This window comes from Xanthomonas dyei, assembly GCF_002939865.1.
GTDB classification, from domain to species: Bacteria; Pseudomonadota; Gammaproteobacteria; order Xanthomonadales; family Xanthomonadaceae; genus Xanthomonas; species Xanthomonas dyei.
The window spans coordinates 26444-42876 of sequence record NZ_MDEE01000031.1 but is presented as its reverse complement, the minus strand read 5'-3'; the positions used below and the strand labels follow the sequence as shown (position 1 = coordinate 42876).

The window sequence follows — 16433 nt, the reverse complement described above, 5'->3', positions numbered from 1 at the left end:
TCTGTCGCGTTGGACGCATATATACACCGATGATGTCAGTCGACCTGAAAGAAGCAATAGGCACCTGGCGCCGCACAACACATGTGGGTCCAAAGTCTTCGATGATCGAACGGCGTAGCGCTTCCAACCAGCTAAAACCGCGGGAACACATGCCTTCAGTTCAACGGACCAACTATGCGCAACGCCGCTGCCTTGGCCATATCGTTCGGATTGGTGCCGGGCAGGCCCTGCGGCACGGCCATGCCTCTGCTGCGATAGAAGTCGGACCAGTACGGCGACACGTTGCCGGTCTGCAGGTTTTTGAAGTTCATCGGTTGCAGCGCAAACACCTGATGTGCACGAAAGGCGCGCTCGATGAAGTCCGAGCAGTAGTAACGGTTGTCGTCCTGCACGTAGGTCTGGTTGTACGGTTTGCCGAGCATGCGCCGCGCCTGCGCGATGGCGTCGGCAATGGCGGGGCGATGCGCGGGGGTGAGCCGGTATACGACGATCTGCCGCTGCTTGGCGGTGGCCTCATCGATGAATGCCTGCAGCGGTTGCTCGCGCGAGCCTTGTTCGTCGGCATGCAGTACCACCCCGGTATCGCCGGCATGCGCCACCAGCGCGACATGGTCGAAGCTGGGTTCACCCTGCGTGGCGGTGGCGTCGTCGATGGCGCCGCTCAGGCCGCTGCGCGCCGCGGTGACGAATAGCAGATCGCCATCGTGCACCTTTCGCGCCAGTGCCGTCGCGGGAAGTAACGCGAGCAACAGTAACAACAGCAGAGCGATACGCATTGTGTGAGGCTTCAGGACGGCGGTGCCGGCATTATCGCCGGGATGCGCTTGGATGCGCCGAGCCGTAGGACGCTGCGTGCGTGTCGCGACCACCAGCAAGCGTGGGACGTGTACTGGCAGCGCCACGTGCCGGTTCACTTGGCCTTGCCTGTAAACTGCTGCTGCCAGCGGGCGTCGCCGCCGCCATCGCGTCGCGGCAATCCTTGAGTGTCCACTGGAGTGTTGCATGCGTTCTGCTGCTGCGTTGTCGCCGATGGGTCGCCTGTTTGCGGTTGGCGCCTTGATCGAAGGCGTGACCTGGGCCGGGCTGTTGCTCGGCATGGTGCTCAAGTACGGCACACAAACCACCGAGGTGGTGGTGTGGCTGTTCGGTCGCCTGCACGGCGGCGCCTTTCTCTTCTACGTGGTGGTGAGCGTGCTTGCCGCACTGAGGCTGCGTTGGCCGTGGTGGGCCTGGGCGCTGAGCCTGCTGGCCGCGCTGCCGCCGTTGGTGACGGTGCCGTTGGAGATGTGGTTCCGGCGCATCGGCTTGCTTGGCCAGCGGCCGCCGTCTGTCGGTTGATGCGGAGCATGCGTTTAGGCCGCTTGCGGCATCGCCCGCAGTAGGTTCGGGCGCAGTAGGCCAGCCAGTCGCAGGTTTGCAGCATCACCGATTGCGCTGATGGGGCAGGGACGCGGCGGCAGGCGTTTGCCACCATGCGACTCTCAAGGACAGGTCGTGGTGGCACTATGCGTGGTTGGACGATAGGCGTGCTGAGTGTGCTGGCGTGGGCGGTCGTAAGCCCGGGATATGCGCAGAGCGCGTCGGAAACCGTGGATCTGGCGCCGTATCTCAAGAGCGACCAGTTCGAGCGGATCAAGATCTCACCGTCCGGTGCGTATTTCGCACTGACCATGCCGCTGGAAGATCGCACCGTGCTGGGCATCGTGCGGCGGCAGGACAAGGTGGCCACGGCCAAGGTCACCGGCGGCGTCAACAGCGTGGTGGACGATTTCTGGTGGGCCAGCGATGAGCGCATCGTGGTGTCGATGGCGCAGCGGCTGGGCTCGCGCGACGAGCCGGTGGCCATCGGCCAGCTGCATGCCATCGATGCCGACGGCAAGAATGGCCGGCTGTTGGCCAGCCCGTATGGGACCAATCCGGACATCAACGGCGCGCAGTTGAAGATGGACCTGGACCCGGCGACCTACATGCTGGACACCTTGCCGGGCGACACGCGCAACATCCTGGTATCGGCGGTTCCGTTCGTGGGCGATCCCAACGTCCGCATCGACAAGCTGGATATCCAGACCGGCCGGCGCACGACCGTGGCGACCTCGCCGGTCCGTCGGGCAGGGTTTGTGACCGACCAGCAAGGACGTATTCGCTTTGCCAACGGCCTGGACATCAGCAACGTCAGCAAGCTGTATTACCGCGACAACGACGACGCGCCGTGGCGGCTGATCAACGATGCGGCCACCAGCAAACGGCGTGAGTTTCCGCTGGGTTTTTCCGCCGATGGCAGCCGCGCTTATCTGCAGGTGGAGCAGGCCGCCGGCACCGACGTGCTGGTGGCGTGGGACCCGGCAACCAGCAAGGCAACACCGCTCTTGCACGACGATACCGTGGACCCGTATCACATCCTGCGCGATCTGGACGGCACCACGCCGATCGGTGCGTCGTATATGAGCGATCGCGTGCGCAATCGCTTCTTCGACGAAACAGCGCCCACCGCCAAGTTGTATCGCAGCCTGGAAAAAGCCTTCGACGGCAACGCGGTCTATATCACCTCGGCCACCAGCGATCGCCGTCTGGTGCTGGTGTATGTGTGGAGCGATCGCAACAACGGCGATTACTATCTGTTCGACACGGTCAGCAAGAAGGCCGACCGCGTGTTCAGCCGTCGCGAATGGTTTCCGCCCGATGGAGTGCCGGCGACCAGGCAGGTGAGCTTCAAGGCGCGCGATGGCCTGGTGCTGCATGGCTACCTGACCCAGCCATTGCATGCGCAAGCCGGCACGCCGCTACCGTTGATCGTGATGCCGCATGGCGGCCCGTTCGGGATCTTCGATAAATGGGAGTTCGATGACGATACTCAGTTGCTGGCGGCAGCCGGTTACGCGGTGCTGCGCGTCAACTACCGCGGCTCGGCCAACTATGGCGACGCGTTTACCCAGGCCGGTGCCAAGGAGTGGGGCGGACGCATGCAGGACGATGTCACCGATGCCACCCGCTGGGCCATCGGCGCCGGTATTGCCGACGCATCGCGCATCTGCATCTATGGTGCCAGCTACGGCGGCTATGCAGCGCTGATGGGCGTGGCCAAGGAGCCGGCGCTGTATCGCTGCGCGGCCGGTTATGTGGGCGTCTACGATCTGGACATGATGGCGCGCGATACCGGGCGCTCCGCGCGTTGGGCCAAGAACTGGACGGTCGATTGGCTGGGCGCACGCGACACCTTGGCTGCGCGCTCGCCGGTGACCTTGGCACGGCAGATCAATGTACCGGTGTTTCTGGCGGCCGGCGGCAAGGACGAGCGCGCGCCGATCGAACATACCAAGGCCATGGAGCGCGCGTTGAAGGGCGCCGGCGTGCCGGTGGAGTCGCTGTACTTCCCCAACGAGGGTCACGGCTTCTACACCGAAGCGCATCGACGAGAGTACTACACGCGCTTGCTGGCGTTCTTGAGCAAGCAGCTGGGTGGTGCGACGGCGAAGTAATCGGTTGGCGTCCCATCAGGTGTTGCCTGATGGGGCGCGTTATCGAGAGCGCTTGCTGTGGTGGTGCGTGAAGCTTGATGCGCTAGCTGCATTGCGCATTGCGCATTGCGCCTGCATTTTTTCGCGTTGCTGGGTTGCTGTGTTGGGGGGCTACGGGTCTACAGGTAAGGCATCGCGGCCGGCGCCGCTCCTACGGTTTTTGGGGCTTTGCAGGTTTGTGCGAGCGATGCTCGGGTGCATTGCGAATCTCATGTTGCGCATTAGACAGCTGCTGCACGACGGAGCAGGCCAGCTGCATCACCGCTTTCCTGTGCACTTCCCCCCTTTAATTGCTCTGGCAGCACGGCACCGTCGATGGTCGACGATGCCGTGTCCAGCATCAATCACCTCTCCGGCACAGGCTTCATTTGATACTGCGCCGGCGGCGTGGCACCGAGCAGGTATTGCACGAAATAATCCCAGCGGCGGCGGGTGACATACGGGGTCATCTCGCCGTAGCCGTGTTTGGCGTTGGGCAGCATCAGCATGTCGAAGTTCTTGTTGGCCTTGATCAGCGCATCGGCCACCAGCAGGGTGAGATACGGCGGCACGTTGTCGTCCAGCGTGCCGTGCACCAGCATCAGCCTGCCTTTGAGCTTGCTGGCGTGCGTGGCGTTGGCCTGGTCGTCGTAGTTGGAGGTGCCGTCTTTGTTGACGATGTGCTCGCCGTGGTACTTCTCCGCCCAGTCGTCTTCGTAGCCGCGGTTGTCGTGGTTGCCGCTTTCCGACCACGCCACCTTGAAGAAGTCGGGGTAGCGCAGCATTGCGCCGGTGGAGGCGTTGCCGCCGCCGGAATGCCCCCAGATGCCGACACGGGTAAGGTCCATCCATGGGTAGCGCTGCCCCAGTTCCTTCAGTCCGGCGACCTGGTCGGGCAAGGTGTTGTCGCCCATGTCGCCGTACCAGGTGTCGTGGAAGGCCTTGGAGCGCCACGGCGTGCCCATGCCGTCGATGGCGATGACAATGAAACCGAGTTCGGCCAGCGATTGATTGTCGCCATGGCCGGCATAGAACCCGCGGCCGCGGACCGAGCCGGTCTGCGGGCCGGGGTAGATGTAATCGATGACCGGATACGTGCGGCTGGCGTCGAAGTTGCTGGGCTTGAACATCAACCCGTACAGCGTGGTCTTGCCATCGCGCGCCTTGACCGTGATCGGCTCCGGCGGCACCCAGCCGGCGGCCTTGAGGCGGGTGATGTCGGCAGTGGCTATCGTGCTGATGCTGCGGCCGTCGGCGGCGTCGCGCAGCAGCGTGACCGGTGGCGTCAGCGAGGTGGAATAGGTATCGACAAAGCGCGCACCATCGGGCGATAGCGCGACGCTGTGGTCGGCCACTTCCGGCGTGAGCAATACCGGCGCGCCGCCATCCAGGCTCACCTTCCACAGCTGCTGGTAATACGGGTCCACGCCCGGCGAACGGCCGACTGCCATGAACCAGGCGGTGCGTGTCGCCGGGTCTACGCGCAATAGCTCGGTGACGTTGCCTTGGCCAGTGGTGATGGCGTGCTTGGGCTTGCCGGTGCGCAGGTCGTAGAGAAACAGCTGGCCCCAATCGCTGCGCTCGGAAAACCACACCGCCTCATTGCTGGCCGGCAGATACGCCCAGTTGGCGGCCACCTGGCCGCTTTCGTAATAGGTCTTGGCGGTTTCGTCGAACGCGGTGCGGACCTCGCCGGTGGCGGCATCGGCGATGCGGAACCAGGTCTGCTTGTGGAAGCGCGAGGTGGAGGCGAATGCCAGCGTCTTGCCGTCGGGTGCCCATTTTGCATCGTCCCAGGCGCCATCGTTGCCGCAGCTGACGTCATCGCACAAGGTGGAGCGGTGTTGGTCCGGCGGCATCTTCAACCGCACCACGCTGCGCGATGGCACATCGATGATGACGCGCTCGATCATGGTCACGTCCTTGTCGCCGGCCAGCGGGTATTTCCATGCCTGCAGCTCGGGGTGACCGAGCTTGGTACTGACCAGGTACATGTCGCCGGTCTTGCGCTGGTCCTGCTGGAATGTCGCTATTTTGCGCGAGTCCGGCGACCACGCCACGATGGCGCGATCGCTGTGCTGCCAGCCGGCGTTGTCGGTGGCGTAGCCGAAATTTTCCACGCCATCGCGGGTGAGCTGGGTTTCCTGGCCGCTGGCCAGATCGCGTACCCACAGGTTCCAGTCGCGAATGAAGGCCTCACTGCGCTTGTCCGGCGACAAGACGCCAGGTTCCGGTTTGTCCTTGGCGTACAGCTTGCTACAACGCGCACGCGCATCGCAGACCACGGCGGTATCGCGCACATCGAAGCGGTAACGACCATCGGCGGTGACCTTGACCACCGGCGCGAAGGTGTCGGCCTTGAGCGGTTTGTCGCCGGTCTTCAATAGCGTGTTAAGCGAAGCGACCAGCGCGGACTGTTTGAAGATCGGTGCGGTCTTGCCGGTGGCGGTATCCAGCTGCAGCAGCCGATCGCCCTTGGCATCGTGGTCGACATAGACCAGGTGGGTGGCGTCCAGCCAGTCGATGCGTGAGGCGGTGTGATCGACCAATGGCTGGGTGAGGTAGCTGATCAGACGCTCGGCGCGCGCATAGTCGGCCTCGGTGACGCTGGGCGGCTGCGCACTGGCGATGACCGGCAGGACGGCCAGGGCGAGGGCGGCGAACAGCTGCCGCATCGGAAACGGGGTGGGCATGAAAGACTCTCCGGGACGAAAGGAGCGCGCAATGCGGCCGGCGCGACCGTCCGATGCTACCTGCCACGTGGGCCGGGTGCCTCTGCCAGAAGTCGTGTCTGCGCCGTTTTCGACGGTGGCAGGCCGCACGCGTTTGGGCGACCGAGTGAGCGTGGCCGACGCGGGGCGGACCTGTGATCGAGCGGTTGCCGAGCGGATCGCCCGGCCCGGCACCGCCACAGCGTGACCGTGAGGTTCGTCGAGCGCGATGCCCATCGAGGGAGATCACACCCGTGGACCGCACGCGCGCTGCGTGATCGGCCAGCCACTGACGACGGGAATGTCACGCTATGCAATAAGTTTCTCGGCGTCCACACAGTGCCATGCGGCACGATTTGGGTTTACTGAACGCACGCAACGTTGACTGGAGGCCGTCTGATGTCATGGTTCCGCCGCTTGGCACTGTCCCCCTTTATCAAGGCACACCCGCCGCGCAAGACGCAGCCTGCCCCGGCGGATCTGATTGCCGCCTATGCGCCGGTGCTGCCTGCCAGCCTGCTTGAACTCTGGCGCCAAAAAGGACTGGGGCACTATGGCGACATGCAACTCGCGCTGATCGACCCCCGGCAATGGCAACCGGTGCTGGATCGCTGGATCGTCTCGCCACCCGATGCGGTGCGGCGTATTCCGATTGCGCTCACCCCCTTCGGCGCGCTGCTGTACTACCGCAAGCTGACCGCCACCGACGAAGACGTGGTCTACCTGGACCCGGTCTCCAAAGCCGCCGCTGACCTGAGCTGGAGCCTGGACGACTTCTTCAACCAGTCCCTGTGCGAGGCGGAATTCTGCGACTCCCTGATCCCATCGGCCCTGCTCGCCGCCGCGCGCAAAGAGTGCGGCGCACTGGCTGCGGGCGAGGTCTACGAGATCGATCAGATGCTGTTTTCGATGCAGATGTTGCGGGTCAACAAGGTCGATGCGTTGGCGCTGCACAGCCGGCTTCGCGATGCTGTCGACGGCCCTGCAACCGTCGCCGATGCACCGACGACCAATGGCGACGCATTGCCCGCAGAGCAGCGCTCTCTGTTTGAGGGCATCTTCAACGCGCCACACTCCGGCAACGATCTGCACGGCGTGTACCTGTCGTCGTATATCGATTGGCATCGCATGCTGGCGCTCGAGCCCAACGGCCAGTATCGCCTGCTGTTCTGGAAAATCGATCATCGCAGTCTTGCACGCACCAATGTGCGTGCGTATGCGGGCCGCTATGCGGTGACGCATACCGAGATGGGCGACGAACACGTGACGCTGGACATCCGGTTGCGCAGCGACTCGAGTGGTAGCGATGCCAACGATGCGCAGCTGGTGGTCATGCGCTCGGGTACCGACATGTTTCTGTTGCGTAGCGACGAACTGGCAGACATGGCAACGGCCATGGATGGCTCGAACACGCTGGGCCGCAGCGAGTACTACTTTCGCAAGGTGAGGTTGAGTGATGCATTTGTCGAGGAGCCATCCGATGGACGCGCTGCGCCGCCGCTTGCCGACCTTCCACGCGCGTTACAGCAACGGGTGAATGCCGAAGCGATCATCGCCACCATCACCCATGTGGACGACGTCGACCCCGACGCTGAAGACGACGGCGCCGGCACCGTCATGTGCACACTGGACCGAGGCCAAGACGATGGGCTGCGTATGAACATGCCGCTGCGCTCGCCGCCAGACACGGGGCGTGGCCTGTATGGCTGGGTCTGGGAGATGCACCCTGCAGCCTGTCGGGTCGGCATCAACTATCAACGCGGTCGCGATGGCAAGCTCGAACAGGGTCCTGTTGTGGGCGATGTGTTGACCAGCCGCCTGAGCGGGGAATGAGATCCCGGTGCGCTGCGCAGGCCGTGCTCGCAGCGCTGCCAAGCCAGTCGCTTACTTGCTCATGCAGCGCGTCCAGCGCTCATTGACCCGCTGCGCAAACCAGGCAGTGGTCAGCGTGCGGGTGATCTTGGGGCTATCCAGGGTGATGCCGGGCAGCACCGCACGCGGCAAGGCCTTGCCGGCGCTGCGGTCGGCCAGCGCGAACACCTGGCGATACAGGGCGCTTTGTTCGAACTCCAGCGTGTTGCCGGCTTCCAGCGCACTGCGGATCTGGCGGTCGCTCAGCGCCAGCTGGCTGCCCAGCGAGCGCACCGCGCGCTCGGTGCCACCGGGTGACTCCAGGCTGGCGCCGGGCGTGAGCAGGTCGCCGTCCAGTGCGAGCGCGATGCCGCTGGCCTTGCTCAGTGCGGCCTGAAACGCGGCATTGCGGCTGGCATACCAACCGGCGTTGAAGTCGGCAAATCGATACAGCAGCGCATCGTAGGTCGTGGGGTAGCCCAGCAGATGGGTGGTGCCGAACCACAGCCCGCCACGGCGGCTGAACACCTCGTGGCGGACCGAGCTGTCGGGCGGATACGGGTAGCGTGCGGCATGTTGTTCGGCGAAGGCGATGCTCACCTGCATCGGCCCGGCGGTATGCACCGGATTGAGCCCGTCGAACAGGCGCGCGCCCAGCGGCACGCTGCCGGTGAAGTCTTCGAAGATGCGGCTCAGTTCCTGCTCGGTACGCGCCGCGGCGATACGGGTGGCGTAACTGCGGCCATCCGGCGAGGTGATGCGCAGGGCGGCATCGACCATGAAAGCCGGGATGTGGTGCGCACTGGCGCGGCGGTCGATTTCCGCGCGCGAGATCTTGCCCAGGTTGGGCACCGCGGGGTTTGCCTGGTAAGTCGATTCCTGCTCGGTCACCGCCAGCACGGCGCAGATGTGCTCGGCGCTGGTGTCCAGTGCCTGCGACGACAGCGCGACATACACATCGTTGGCCCAGCCGTTGCGATCGGGCAGGTTGGCCGGCAGGCGCCGTGCGATGTCGGCCTTGACCGCCTCCGGCGAGCGCTGCGGCGCACGCGGCGCCTGGGTGGCGCAGGCCGACAGCAGCGCGATGGCGATCAGGGTGAGCAGGCGGGGCAGGGGCAAGGTCACGGCGTCTCCAGACGATCAGGGGCGGCAGCTGCCGTGCCGGAGTTTACGTGGCCGCGCCGTGGCGTCCGTCATGTGGCTGCCAAGCGACAATGGCCGCGCGCTGTGGCGTGGCCATTGTCGTCAGACCGTGGCCGCCCGATCGTGGTGCCTGGTGTGGCATCGGCATCGCGTGCGGTAGCAAGCCCGTATCGATCCCAAGCGCTCGTCCCGCATCCACTGCGGCCCACGCAGCGCTTGCAGGCACGCAGCGCTGACAGAACGGGGACCTGGGAGTGCGCGTCGCAAATCAACCGCGCCCACTCGCAACGCCGTTGCATCCCGTGCGCCGAACGCCTGCTCGCTCGGCCTGCCGGCCACCCTGCGCGCCCAACCGCGTCATCGACCGGATTCAAGACTTGCGCATCCCGGCCGATAACGGGCTCGACCATCAAAAGCGATCACGGCGTCTGCCGTGTTCGCCGGTCACCCTTGCAGCCGTACGACATCGAGCGCGCGCATCGCCGCGCAGCTCACGCGATTCCACCGCTGTCCGACCACGGGAGTGCCTTCAGATGCCGCAGCAAACAGCTAGCCCCGGCCAGCTCAGGTGCCGTGCCGTGGAGAGCGTGCGCATGCAGTGTGGTCCACCCTCCCCGTGATACGCCAATGAGCATGCCTGCGATGGTCTGGCGCCGCCTGCTCGCTGCGTGCTTGTCGTTGTCGGTCGGCGTTGTGGCCTGGGCGCAGCCGCAACCCTGGAAAACCATTGAATTGGCCACGCTCGACGACCCGATGCGGGCGTTGCAGATGTCCCAGCGTGCGCTGCAACAGGCGCGCGTCGATGGCGACCGCGATGCGCAGTTCTGGGCGCTGCTGGCGCAGTCGCGCGTGTTGATCTCGCTGGAAGACAGCGAGGCGCGCCAGGCCGCGCTCACCCAGGCCCACGGCCTGCTGGACCAATTGCATGGCAATGCGGCGCAGGCGCGGCTATGGCTAGACATCGTGCAGGCGCTCAGCGACGTGCGCGAAAACCCCAACCGCAGCATGGTGGCGCGGCTGAACGGCTTACGTCAGCAGGCGCGCGCGTTGCGGCGCAGCGATCTGTTGTGCGAAATCGAAGCGGTCGACATGTGGAGCATGCTGGCCTCCGGCAGCAGCGACGAAGCCTGGAGCGCCGCGCAGACCAGCTACCAATGCGCCACGCGCGAACACCTGCTCAGCGTTGAGCTGGATGGCCTGACCCAGCTGGGGTCGTTGGCCAGCCGCGTCGCAGGCCGCGTAGCCGACGACAACGATGCGCAGGATTACCTGCAACGCGCCCTGGCGCGCCTGCACGACCAGCCGGCGCGCTTTCAGCGCAGCCTGATCGAATACGAATACGGTGCCACGCTGGCACTGCAGCAACCGGCCGCCGCATTGCTGCACTTCCGGCGCGCGCTGGCGCTTAGCCGTGCGCTGGGCGATCAGGCCGGCGTGGCGGCAGCGCTGACCAGCGCCAGCGAAGCCTTGATCAAGACCGGCGATGCCGCAGCGGCGCTAGCGATGGCGCGCGAGGCGCTGCCGTTGATGCAGGCGCAGGGCAATATCGGCCGGGTGGCCGCCTGCCACGCCATCCTGTTGCAGGCCTTGACCGCGCTGAAGTCGCCCAGCCTGGGCAGCGCGATCATCGCGGCCAAGGCGGCCGACGACCCGAACCTGACCTTGAGCGGGCGTGCGGAGCTGGTCGATGCCATCGCCCAGGCGCTGGCGGCGGAAGGGCGCCATGCCGAGGCCTACCAGGAGCTGCAGCGCGCCAACGCGCTGCGCGCGCAGAACCTGGATCGCCAGCGCGACACGGTGATGCTACGGCTGCAGGCCCGCTATGAAGATGCTCGTCGCGAGGCGGAAAATGCCGAGTTGCGCCGACGCAGCGAAACCGCGCAGCTGGCATTGCAGGCGCGCGAAGCCGGTCAGCGCGCCTTGTGGGTCGCGCTATGCGCCGCGTGCCTGCTGCTGGTGGGCGCGTTGATCGTGCTGGCGTTTGTCGCACGCCATCGCCGACAACTCTCGCGGCTGGCCATGCGCGATGAACTCACCGGCCTGCCGAACCGACGTGCCATCCGCGCCGAGGCGCAGCAACAGATCGACCATGCCCTGCGCACCCACACGCCCTGCATGCTGGCGCTGATCGACCTGGATCACTTCAAGCTGATCAACGATGTGCACGGCCATGCCAGCGGCGATGCGGTGCTCACCGCGCTGGCCAGCGCCTCGCTGCTGGCGTTGCGCGCCCAGGATCGCCTGGGCCGGCTGGGCGGCGAAGAATTCCTGCTGGTGCTGCCGGGCTGTGGTGCGGACGAAATCCCGGCGGTGTTCGCGCGGTTGCGCAATGCGGTGGCGGCGATCCAGATCCCTGGCTTGCCCGCAGAACAGCCGGTGCGCTTCTGCATGGGCGCGGTGAGCGTGACCCCGGCGGCAGGATTGGACGTGCTGTTGAGCCAGGCCGATCTGGCGCTGTATGCCGCCAAGACCGCCGGACGCGACCAATGGGCGGTGTGCTGAGCTTGCGGCGCGGCGCGGCGCGGCGTGCAACGTGTGACTGGCGCGTCGAGAGCGCTGTAAGGCGAGCCGATACGCTCGGTGGGTGCTGCACGAGCGGCAGGCATCCGGGCGGGACGGCCTGCGCATCACCCCACGGACCGAGATCGGCCCGGTGCTGGAACGGCGTGGATTTAGAGCGGCTAGCAAACCGTAGCGAGCAGTCGTCAGGTGGGTGTGGACGGCGCGGAGAAACCGGAGTGTACGGGTGGTACATGCCGATTCCGAGCACCGGCCGCGCCCGCCTGGCGGCTGCACAGTCGTTTTGTTAGCTGCTCTTAGCGGCCGCGATGAGCCCTTGGGCAGCTATCTTGCCGTGGATCTGATCCACGCCACGACCGTGCCGAATGTCGTTGTCTGCGACGATATCGCCAGCTCGGCGGCGTCGATGGCGTGTGCGATCGCAAGCGATGCAGTGGCCGGTGTCGCAATCATTACGTTGAAATCGGTTTGAGTTGCTGATCTGTGCGTGCGCATCGCTCGCCCGCGCAGGCCATGCTGACCTGTGCGGGCGACCGATGGCCGCAGGTGTTGTTAGCGGGATTCGCGCAGCGGAATCTTGTGCTCGGTGGAATACGCGCGCTGGGCGGTATTCAAGGCGTCCATATCGGTGTTGAGCTGGGTGGAGACCGCTTCCAGATCCTTGGCCAACGGCTCCAGTTCGGCGTTGGTGTAGCCATTGGGCAACGAGGCGACGCGCTCCAGCGCGGCCATCATCGCGTCGGCGCTCTTGAGATACGCCGACAGTTTGGTGTCCAGGTCCTTGGCGTTGTCCGGCACGCCCGAAGCCATGGCGGTATTGGCCTGCGCATTGGCAGCCAATGCCTTGCGCTGGCTGCCCAGTGCGGTCTTGTAGCTGTCCAGCGGCTTGTGCGCGACGGCATCGGTGATCAGGCTCTGCCCGCGATCGCCGGACACCCACGGGTCGATGATGGTCACGGCGCCGTTCCAGACCGACACGTTGTGCAGCAGGTAATCGCTGGAAGAGAGCTTGGATGCGCCGGAGGTGGCGCCGCCGCCGCACGCCGAAAGCAGCAGGCCGAGAGAGACAAGCAAAAGGGTGGTGAACGTCTTCAAAGGGAGATCCTTGATACAACGCGGTTGCCATGCAGTGGCAAACCCGCAGGAACTCAAGGAAGCGTCCGGACATCGGCAGCGCGGTGTTGCAGGCCATCTTCCTTGAGACGAATGCAGCGTGGAGCGCTCCATGCACGCGGCTGCGTACGCTGCGCGGGCAGTATAGCCGCACACCGTGTGCATGCACGTTGTAACGACAGGTCAGTGGCGGCGCGTATCGCTGCCAACACGCACAGGGAACCGTCACCGGACGCGTCGCTTGCGCTGCCCCACGTACACTGCGCGCCCCGCAACGGTCTGGAATCAAGGTGAAAAAGCGTCGCACTGTCTCGCAACCGGCGCCCACCCGTGCGGAATCGACCATCCAGACATGGCTGGTGCGCGCAGTGGTGCTGGCGGTGGCGATCGCTTGTGTTGGACGGCTCTGGCTGCTGCTGGATGCGGTCTTCAAGCAGCGCTATGTCAGCGTCATCCGCGGTCGCCCGACCAGGATCTTTTATGCCGACAGCGACCCGCAGCGATTCTGGATCTCCATCGGCTGGGATGCCGCGCTGACCTGCACGCTGTTGGCCGTCATCGTCTGGTTCGCTTATGCCGGCTGGAAGTCGCATCGCCGTCGACGTCGTCAACGCCGGCGAGCGCGGTGATCGTCCCGCCAGCACCCGCCTGCGCGTGACGTATCGGATGCAGTGAGGTGTTGCAGGGATGCACGCATCTGTTGGCGGTGGCAACCAACGCGGCGTGCGAACGCGGCAGGTGCGTTGCCGCAGCGCACGTGTGCATGCCGCCGCCCTTAAGGCCTGCGTTGCCTGCGCGCAGGCTGTTGCGCGTCGCGGTTGGGCCAGGTGTCGTAGCTGTAGACAAATTGCTTCTGGTCGGCGCCAGCGGTGGGATCGCAATGCCACGAGTTGGCAACGATGCCCGGCTCCAGCACCCCATCGACCTCGCGCACCGCTTGCGACTCGAATGCGCAGATAGGCCCATCGCGTGCGACGTCCCAATCCGCGCGTGCGGTCGGGCGCGCATGCTGCACCAGCACGATGTCGCTGCCATTGAAGTGGTGGACCTGCGCGCCGTGCTCGCGGTTGATGCTGAAGTAGCACGGGGCATGCACGCCCAGTGGCAGCGCCTCGTCATCGCGCAACACGGCGCATTTGCCATCGCGCTCGCCCAGCCGGATCAGTCGCCCCGCCAACGTTGCGGTGGTCACCGGATACCGCGTGGTGACGTCCGACATGGGCTGTGCCGGCGCAGTCTGCGCACAGACCGGCGCGCACAGCGCCATCAACAACGCGGCCAAAGAGAAAGTACCGAGGCGAGTGCGCATGCAACGTCCGTGTCGAGGGCGGTGCAGTATCGCAGATCCGCACGGCGGCATTGCCGGGCGAGGAGACTAGCGCCGCACAGGCAGGGTGGCGAGCACGCCATCCAGCGCGAGTTGGGCGGCGAAGCCGGCCTTGGTCAGGCGCTTGGCCACTTCATTGGGCACATCGCGCCCGCTGGTGAGTTTGTTGGGTGCACCGGTGTAATGAAACAGCCGCCCGCCACGGCGCAGCACGCGCGCCAGGTGATCGTAGAACACCTGCGAATACAGCTCGCCGGCGATGCCGAACCGCGGTGGGTCATGCAGGATGGCGTCGACCGAATCGTCCGCCAGCGTGGCGATCTGCTGCGATATGTCGGCATGCGCAAGCTGCAGGCGCCCGTCGGCATCGGCCGCCTCCGGATTGGGCGACCACGGGTTGAGGGTGCGTAACCACAACACGTCGGCGTTCTTTTCGAAGGAAAGCAACTGCGCCACGCCGTCTTCCAGCGCGCAGGCCGCGAAGTATCCAAGCCCGCCGCAGGTGTCCAGTACGATCTTGCCGCGCGGGTTTACCAGCGCCACCTTGCGCCGCGCATCCTCGAACGGCGAGATCTGCGCAGACGGCAGCATCTTGATGCCATCGATCTCGAAGGTGGGCGCCCCCCATTCGGTGGGCACCAGTTTGATCAGCGCACTGCCAAAGCGCGAGATCGGCGCGAAGTCGTCGCCTCCCCAGAAATACACCGTGCGGTCCTTGAGCTTGCCCGGATAGGGGAAGCCCATGCCGCGCCACTGCCAGGTCTGTGCATCGAGCTGCACGCTATCGCTGCTGCGGCCCAGATCCAGCGACCCAGTCCACGTGGCAAGGCCGGCGCTGCGTGCTGCCAGCAGCGCCTGGGCATCGGGAAGGGTGAGCAACGGTCCGGAGTAATGGGTCACGTGGTCGCAAAGGAAGAACTTCGCGGCATCGTACCCGACGCGGCGACGACTTAAAAACGTGGTGATGCATGCGCGATGCATCGCGGCGGTTGCAAGCGCTGGCCCGGGAACGGCGATACGTGAGCGCGGTGCGTGCCCAAGGGGGCGGGTCTGGTCTTCGATGACGGCAGTTGTGCCCAAGTCCCGCGACTGCCGAGTCCTTGCGCGAACTCCACGGAAGTTCGGTGATGCACGGTCTGGCAGGTGCGTGGTGCACGCCTGGTCAGGGTGCGCGGCCAGACGCTTGGGTCGGCACTCTTCGCACAATCCAACGTGGATGCCTTGGGGCCGGGTAGCGAGATCATCCGGCCAACAGGCCGCACGCACCCTGCATAATGGCTCGGTTCCCCGCGCTCCTTACGCGAGGGGTGTCATCGAATTCAAGAGGCGCGTGATGCTCAAAGGTGTGCTGCTCGGTTTTGCGTGTTATGCGGCTTATTCGATCAGCGATGCCTTCGTCAAGCTGCTCGAAGGCACGCTGCCGGTCTACGAGGTGCTGTTTCTTGGCGCCTTGCTGATGCTGCTGGCGGTGCCGTTCCTGAAGAAGCCCGACGACCAGCTGCGCGAACTGGTCATGGCCAAGCAACCGGCATTGTGGCTGCTGCGCGCGCTCACCGGCGCCATCGGCAATCTCACCTCGGTGATCGCCTTCACCACCTTGCCGATGGCCGAGGCGTTTGCGCTGATCTTCTTGATGCCGATCTTTGTCACCGTGTTGTCGGTGGTGTTTCTCAAGGAAGAAGTGCGTTGGCGGCGCTGGACGGCGGTGATCGTCGGTTTCATCGGCGTGCTGATCGTGCTGCGCCCCGGCTTTCGGCATCTCACCCACGGCCATGTGGCGGCGATCGTGTGCGGCCTGGTCGGGGCGATCTCGGTGATCGCCCTGCGCATGGCCGGACATGGCGAGAAGCGCTTGACGCTGTACGGTGCCGGCGTGATCGGGCCGTTGGTGATGGGCGGCATCCTGATGCTGCCGAGTTTCGTATGGCCGTCGCTGTATCAGTGGGGCCTGCTGGCCGGCTACGGCCTGCTCGCGGGGCTGGCTGCCATTTGCATGATGTACGCCACGCGGCTGGCGCCGGTCAGCGTGGTGGCGCCCACGCAATACAGCCAGATGTTGTGGGCGATCGCATTCGGCTACTTTCTGTTCCACGACCATCTGGACTGGCCGATGGGCGTGGGCATCGCGCTGATTCTAGGTGCCGGCCTGTTTACCTTGTTCCGCGAAGAACAGGTATCGCGCTGGTGGCGGCGGACCAAGATTGTTTGAGGGCGGCGCGGTGCGCCGCGGGAATGGGGAATCGGGAATCGTAACGGCGTTGCTGCGCAAATTCT

13 protein-coding genes and 1 other RNA gene are annotated in these 16433 nt (G+C 65.3%); 7 read left to right on the top strand and 7 right to left on the bottom strand.

From position 1 onward, the window contains the following. Positions 1-155: 155 nt before the first annotated feature. The gene (locus XdyCFBP7245_RS17425) at positions 156-791 is read right to left on the bottom strand and encodes a YiiX/YebB-like N1pC/P60 family cysteine hydrolase (RefSeq protein ID WP_104616787.1); all 636 of its coding nucleotides are present in this window, start codon (positions 789-791) and stop codon (positions 156-158) included. A 211-nt stretch (positions 792-1002) separates the two neighbouring features. Here XdyCFBP7245_RS17425 and XdyCFBP7245_RS17420 point away from each other — a divergent pair, with 211 nt between their 5' ends. Together XdyCFBP7245_RS17420 and XdyCFBP7245_RS17415 are read left to right on the top strand one after the other, a co-directional pair. Then, the gene (locus XdyCFBP7245_RS17420) at positions 1003-1338 is read left to right on the top strand and encodes a DUF3817 domain-containing protein (protein WP_170068695.1); all 336 of its coding nucleotides are present in this window, start codon (positions 1003-1005) and stop codon (positions 1336-1338) included. Positions 1339-1505: 167 nt separating this feature from the next. Beyond that, positions 1506-3476: an alpha/beta hydrolase family protein gene (locus XdyCFBP7245_RS17415; protein ID WP_104616771.1), complete on the top strand. Its 1971-nt coding sequence runs from the start codon at positions 1506-1508 to the stop codon at positions 3474-3476. Between the two features lie 383 nt (positions 3477-3859). Here XdyCFBP7245_RS17415 and XdyCFBP7245_RS17410 read toward each other — a convergent pair whose 3' ends face one another. Beyond that, positions 3860-6187: a S9 family peptidase gene (locus XdyCFBP7245_RS17410; RefSeq protein ID WP_104616770.1), complete on the bottom strand. Its 2328-nt coding sequence runs from the start codon at positions 6185-6187 to the stop codon at positions 3860-3862. 417 nt (positions 6188-6604) lie between these two features. Between XdyCFBP7245_RS17410 and XdyCFBP7245_RS17405 the strand changes: the two genes are divergently transcribed. Then, entirely contained in the window at positions 6605-8038 is a 1434-nt protein-coding gene (locus XdyCFBP7245_RS17405) for a GAD-like domain-containing protein (RefSeq protein WP_104616769.1), read from the top strand. A gap of 51 nt (positions 8039-8089) precedes the next feature. On the opposite strand, the gene XdyCFBP7245_RS17400 is transcribed toward XdyCFBP7245_RS17405, so the two are convergent. Beyond that, positions 8090-9181 carry a DUF1615 domain-containing protein gene (locus XdyCFBP7245_RS17400; protein ID WP_104616768.1) on the bottom strand — a complete coding sequence of 364 codons (1092 nt, stop codon included), beginning with the start codon at positions 9179-9181 and terminating at the stop codon, positions 8090-8092. A 651-nt stretch (positions 9182-9832) separates the two neighbouring features. Here XdyCFBP7245_RS17400 and XdyCFBP7245_RS17395 point away from each other — a divergent pair. Continuing rightward, complete coding sequence (locus XdyCFBP7245_RS17395; RefSeq protein WP_372469620.1) at positions 9833-11701, top strand: tetratricopeptide repeat-containing diguanylate cyclase; 1869 nt, start codon at positions 9833-9835, stop codon at positions 11699-11701. Positions 11702-11878: 177 nt separating this feature from the next. Here the strand turns inward: XdyCFBP7245_RS17395 and XdyCFBP7245_RS17390 are convergent. Next, positions 11879-11954, bottom strand: a non-coding RNA gene (locus tag XdyCFBP7245_RS17390) — sX9 sRNA. Positions 11955-12035: 81 nt separating this feature from the next. Between XdyCFBP7245_RS17390 and XdyCFBP7245_RS24070 the strand changes: the two genes are divergently transcribed. Then, entirely contained in the window at positions 12036-12191 is a 156-nt protein-coding gene (locus tag XdyCFBP7245_RS24070; RefSeq protein WP_158255522.1) for a hypothetical protein, read from the top strand. Between the two features lie 80 nt (positions 12192-12271). On the opposite strand, the gene XdyCFBP7245_RS17385 is transcribed toward XdyCFBP7245_RS24070, so the two are convergent. Next, entirely contained in the window at positions 12272-12814 is a 543-nt protein-coding gene (locus XdyCFBP7245_RS17385) for a hypothetical protein (protein WP_104616766.1), read from the bottom strand. A gap of 308 nt (positions 12815-13122) precedes the next feature. On the opposite strand from XdyCFBP7245_RS17385, the gene XdyCFBP7245_RS17380 reads away from it, so the two are divergent. Further along, positions 13123-13461 (top strand): hypothetical protein, encoded by a 339-nt coding sequence (locus XdyCFBP7245_RS17380; RefSeq protein WP_104616765.1) that lies wholly within the window; start codon positions 13123-13125, stop codon positions 13459-13461. Positions 13462-13607: 146 nt separating this feature from the next. On the opposite strand, the gene XdyCFBP7245_RS17375 is transcribed toward XdyCFBP7245_RS17380, so the two are convergent. Then, entirely contained in the window at positions 13608-14141 is a 534-nt protein-coding gene (locus XdyCFBP7245_RS17375) for a hypothetical protein (protein ID WP_244907844.1), read from the bottom strand. A 66-nt stretch (positions 14142-14207) separates the two neighbouring features. Next, on the bottom strand, positions 14208-15059 hold the full coding sequence (locus XdyCFBP7245_RS17370; protein WP_104616784.1) for a class I SAM-dependent methyltransferase: 852 nt from the start codon (positions 15057-15059) through the stop codon (positions 14208-14210). 433 nt (positions 15060-15492) lie between these two features. On the opposite strand from XdyCFBP7245_RS17370, the gene XdyCFBP7245_RS17365 reads away from it, so the two are divergent. Continuing rightward, positions 15493-16368, top strand: a complete 876-nt coding sequence (locus XdyCFBP7245_RS17365; RefSeq protein WP_104616764.1) for a DMT family transporter — start codon at positions 15493-15495, stop codon at positions 16366-16368. Positions 16369-16433 lie beyond the last annotated feature (65 nt).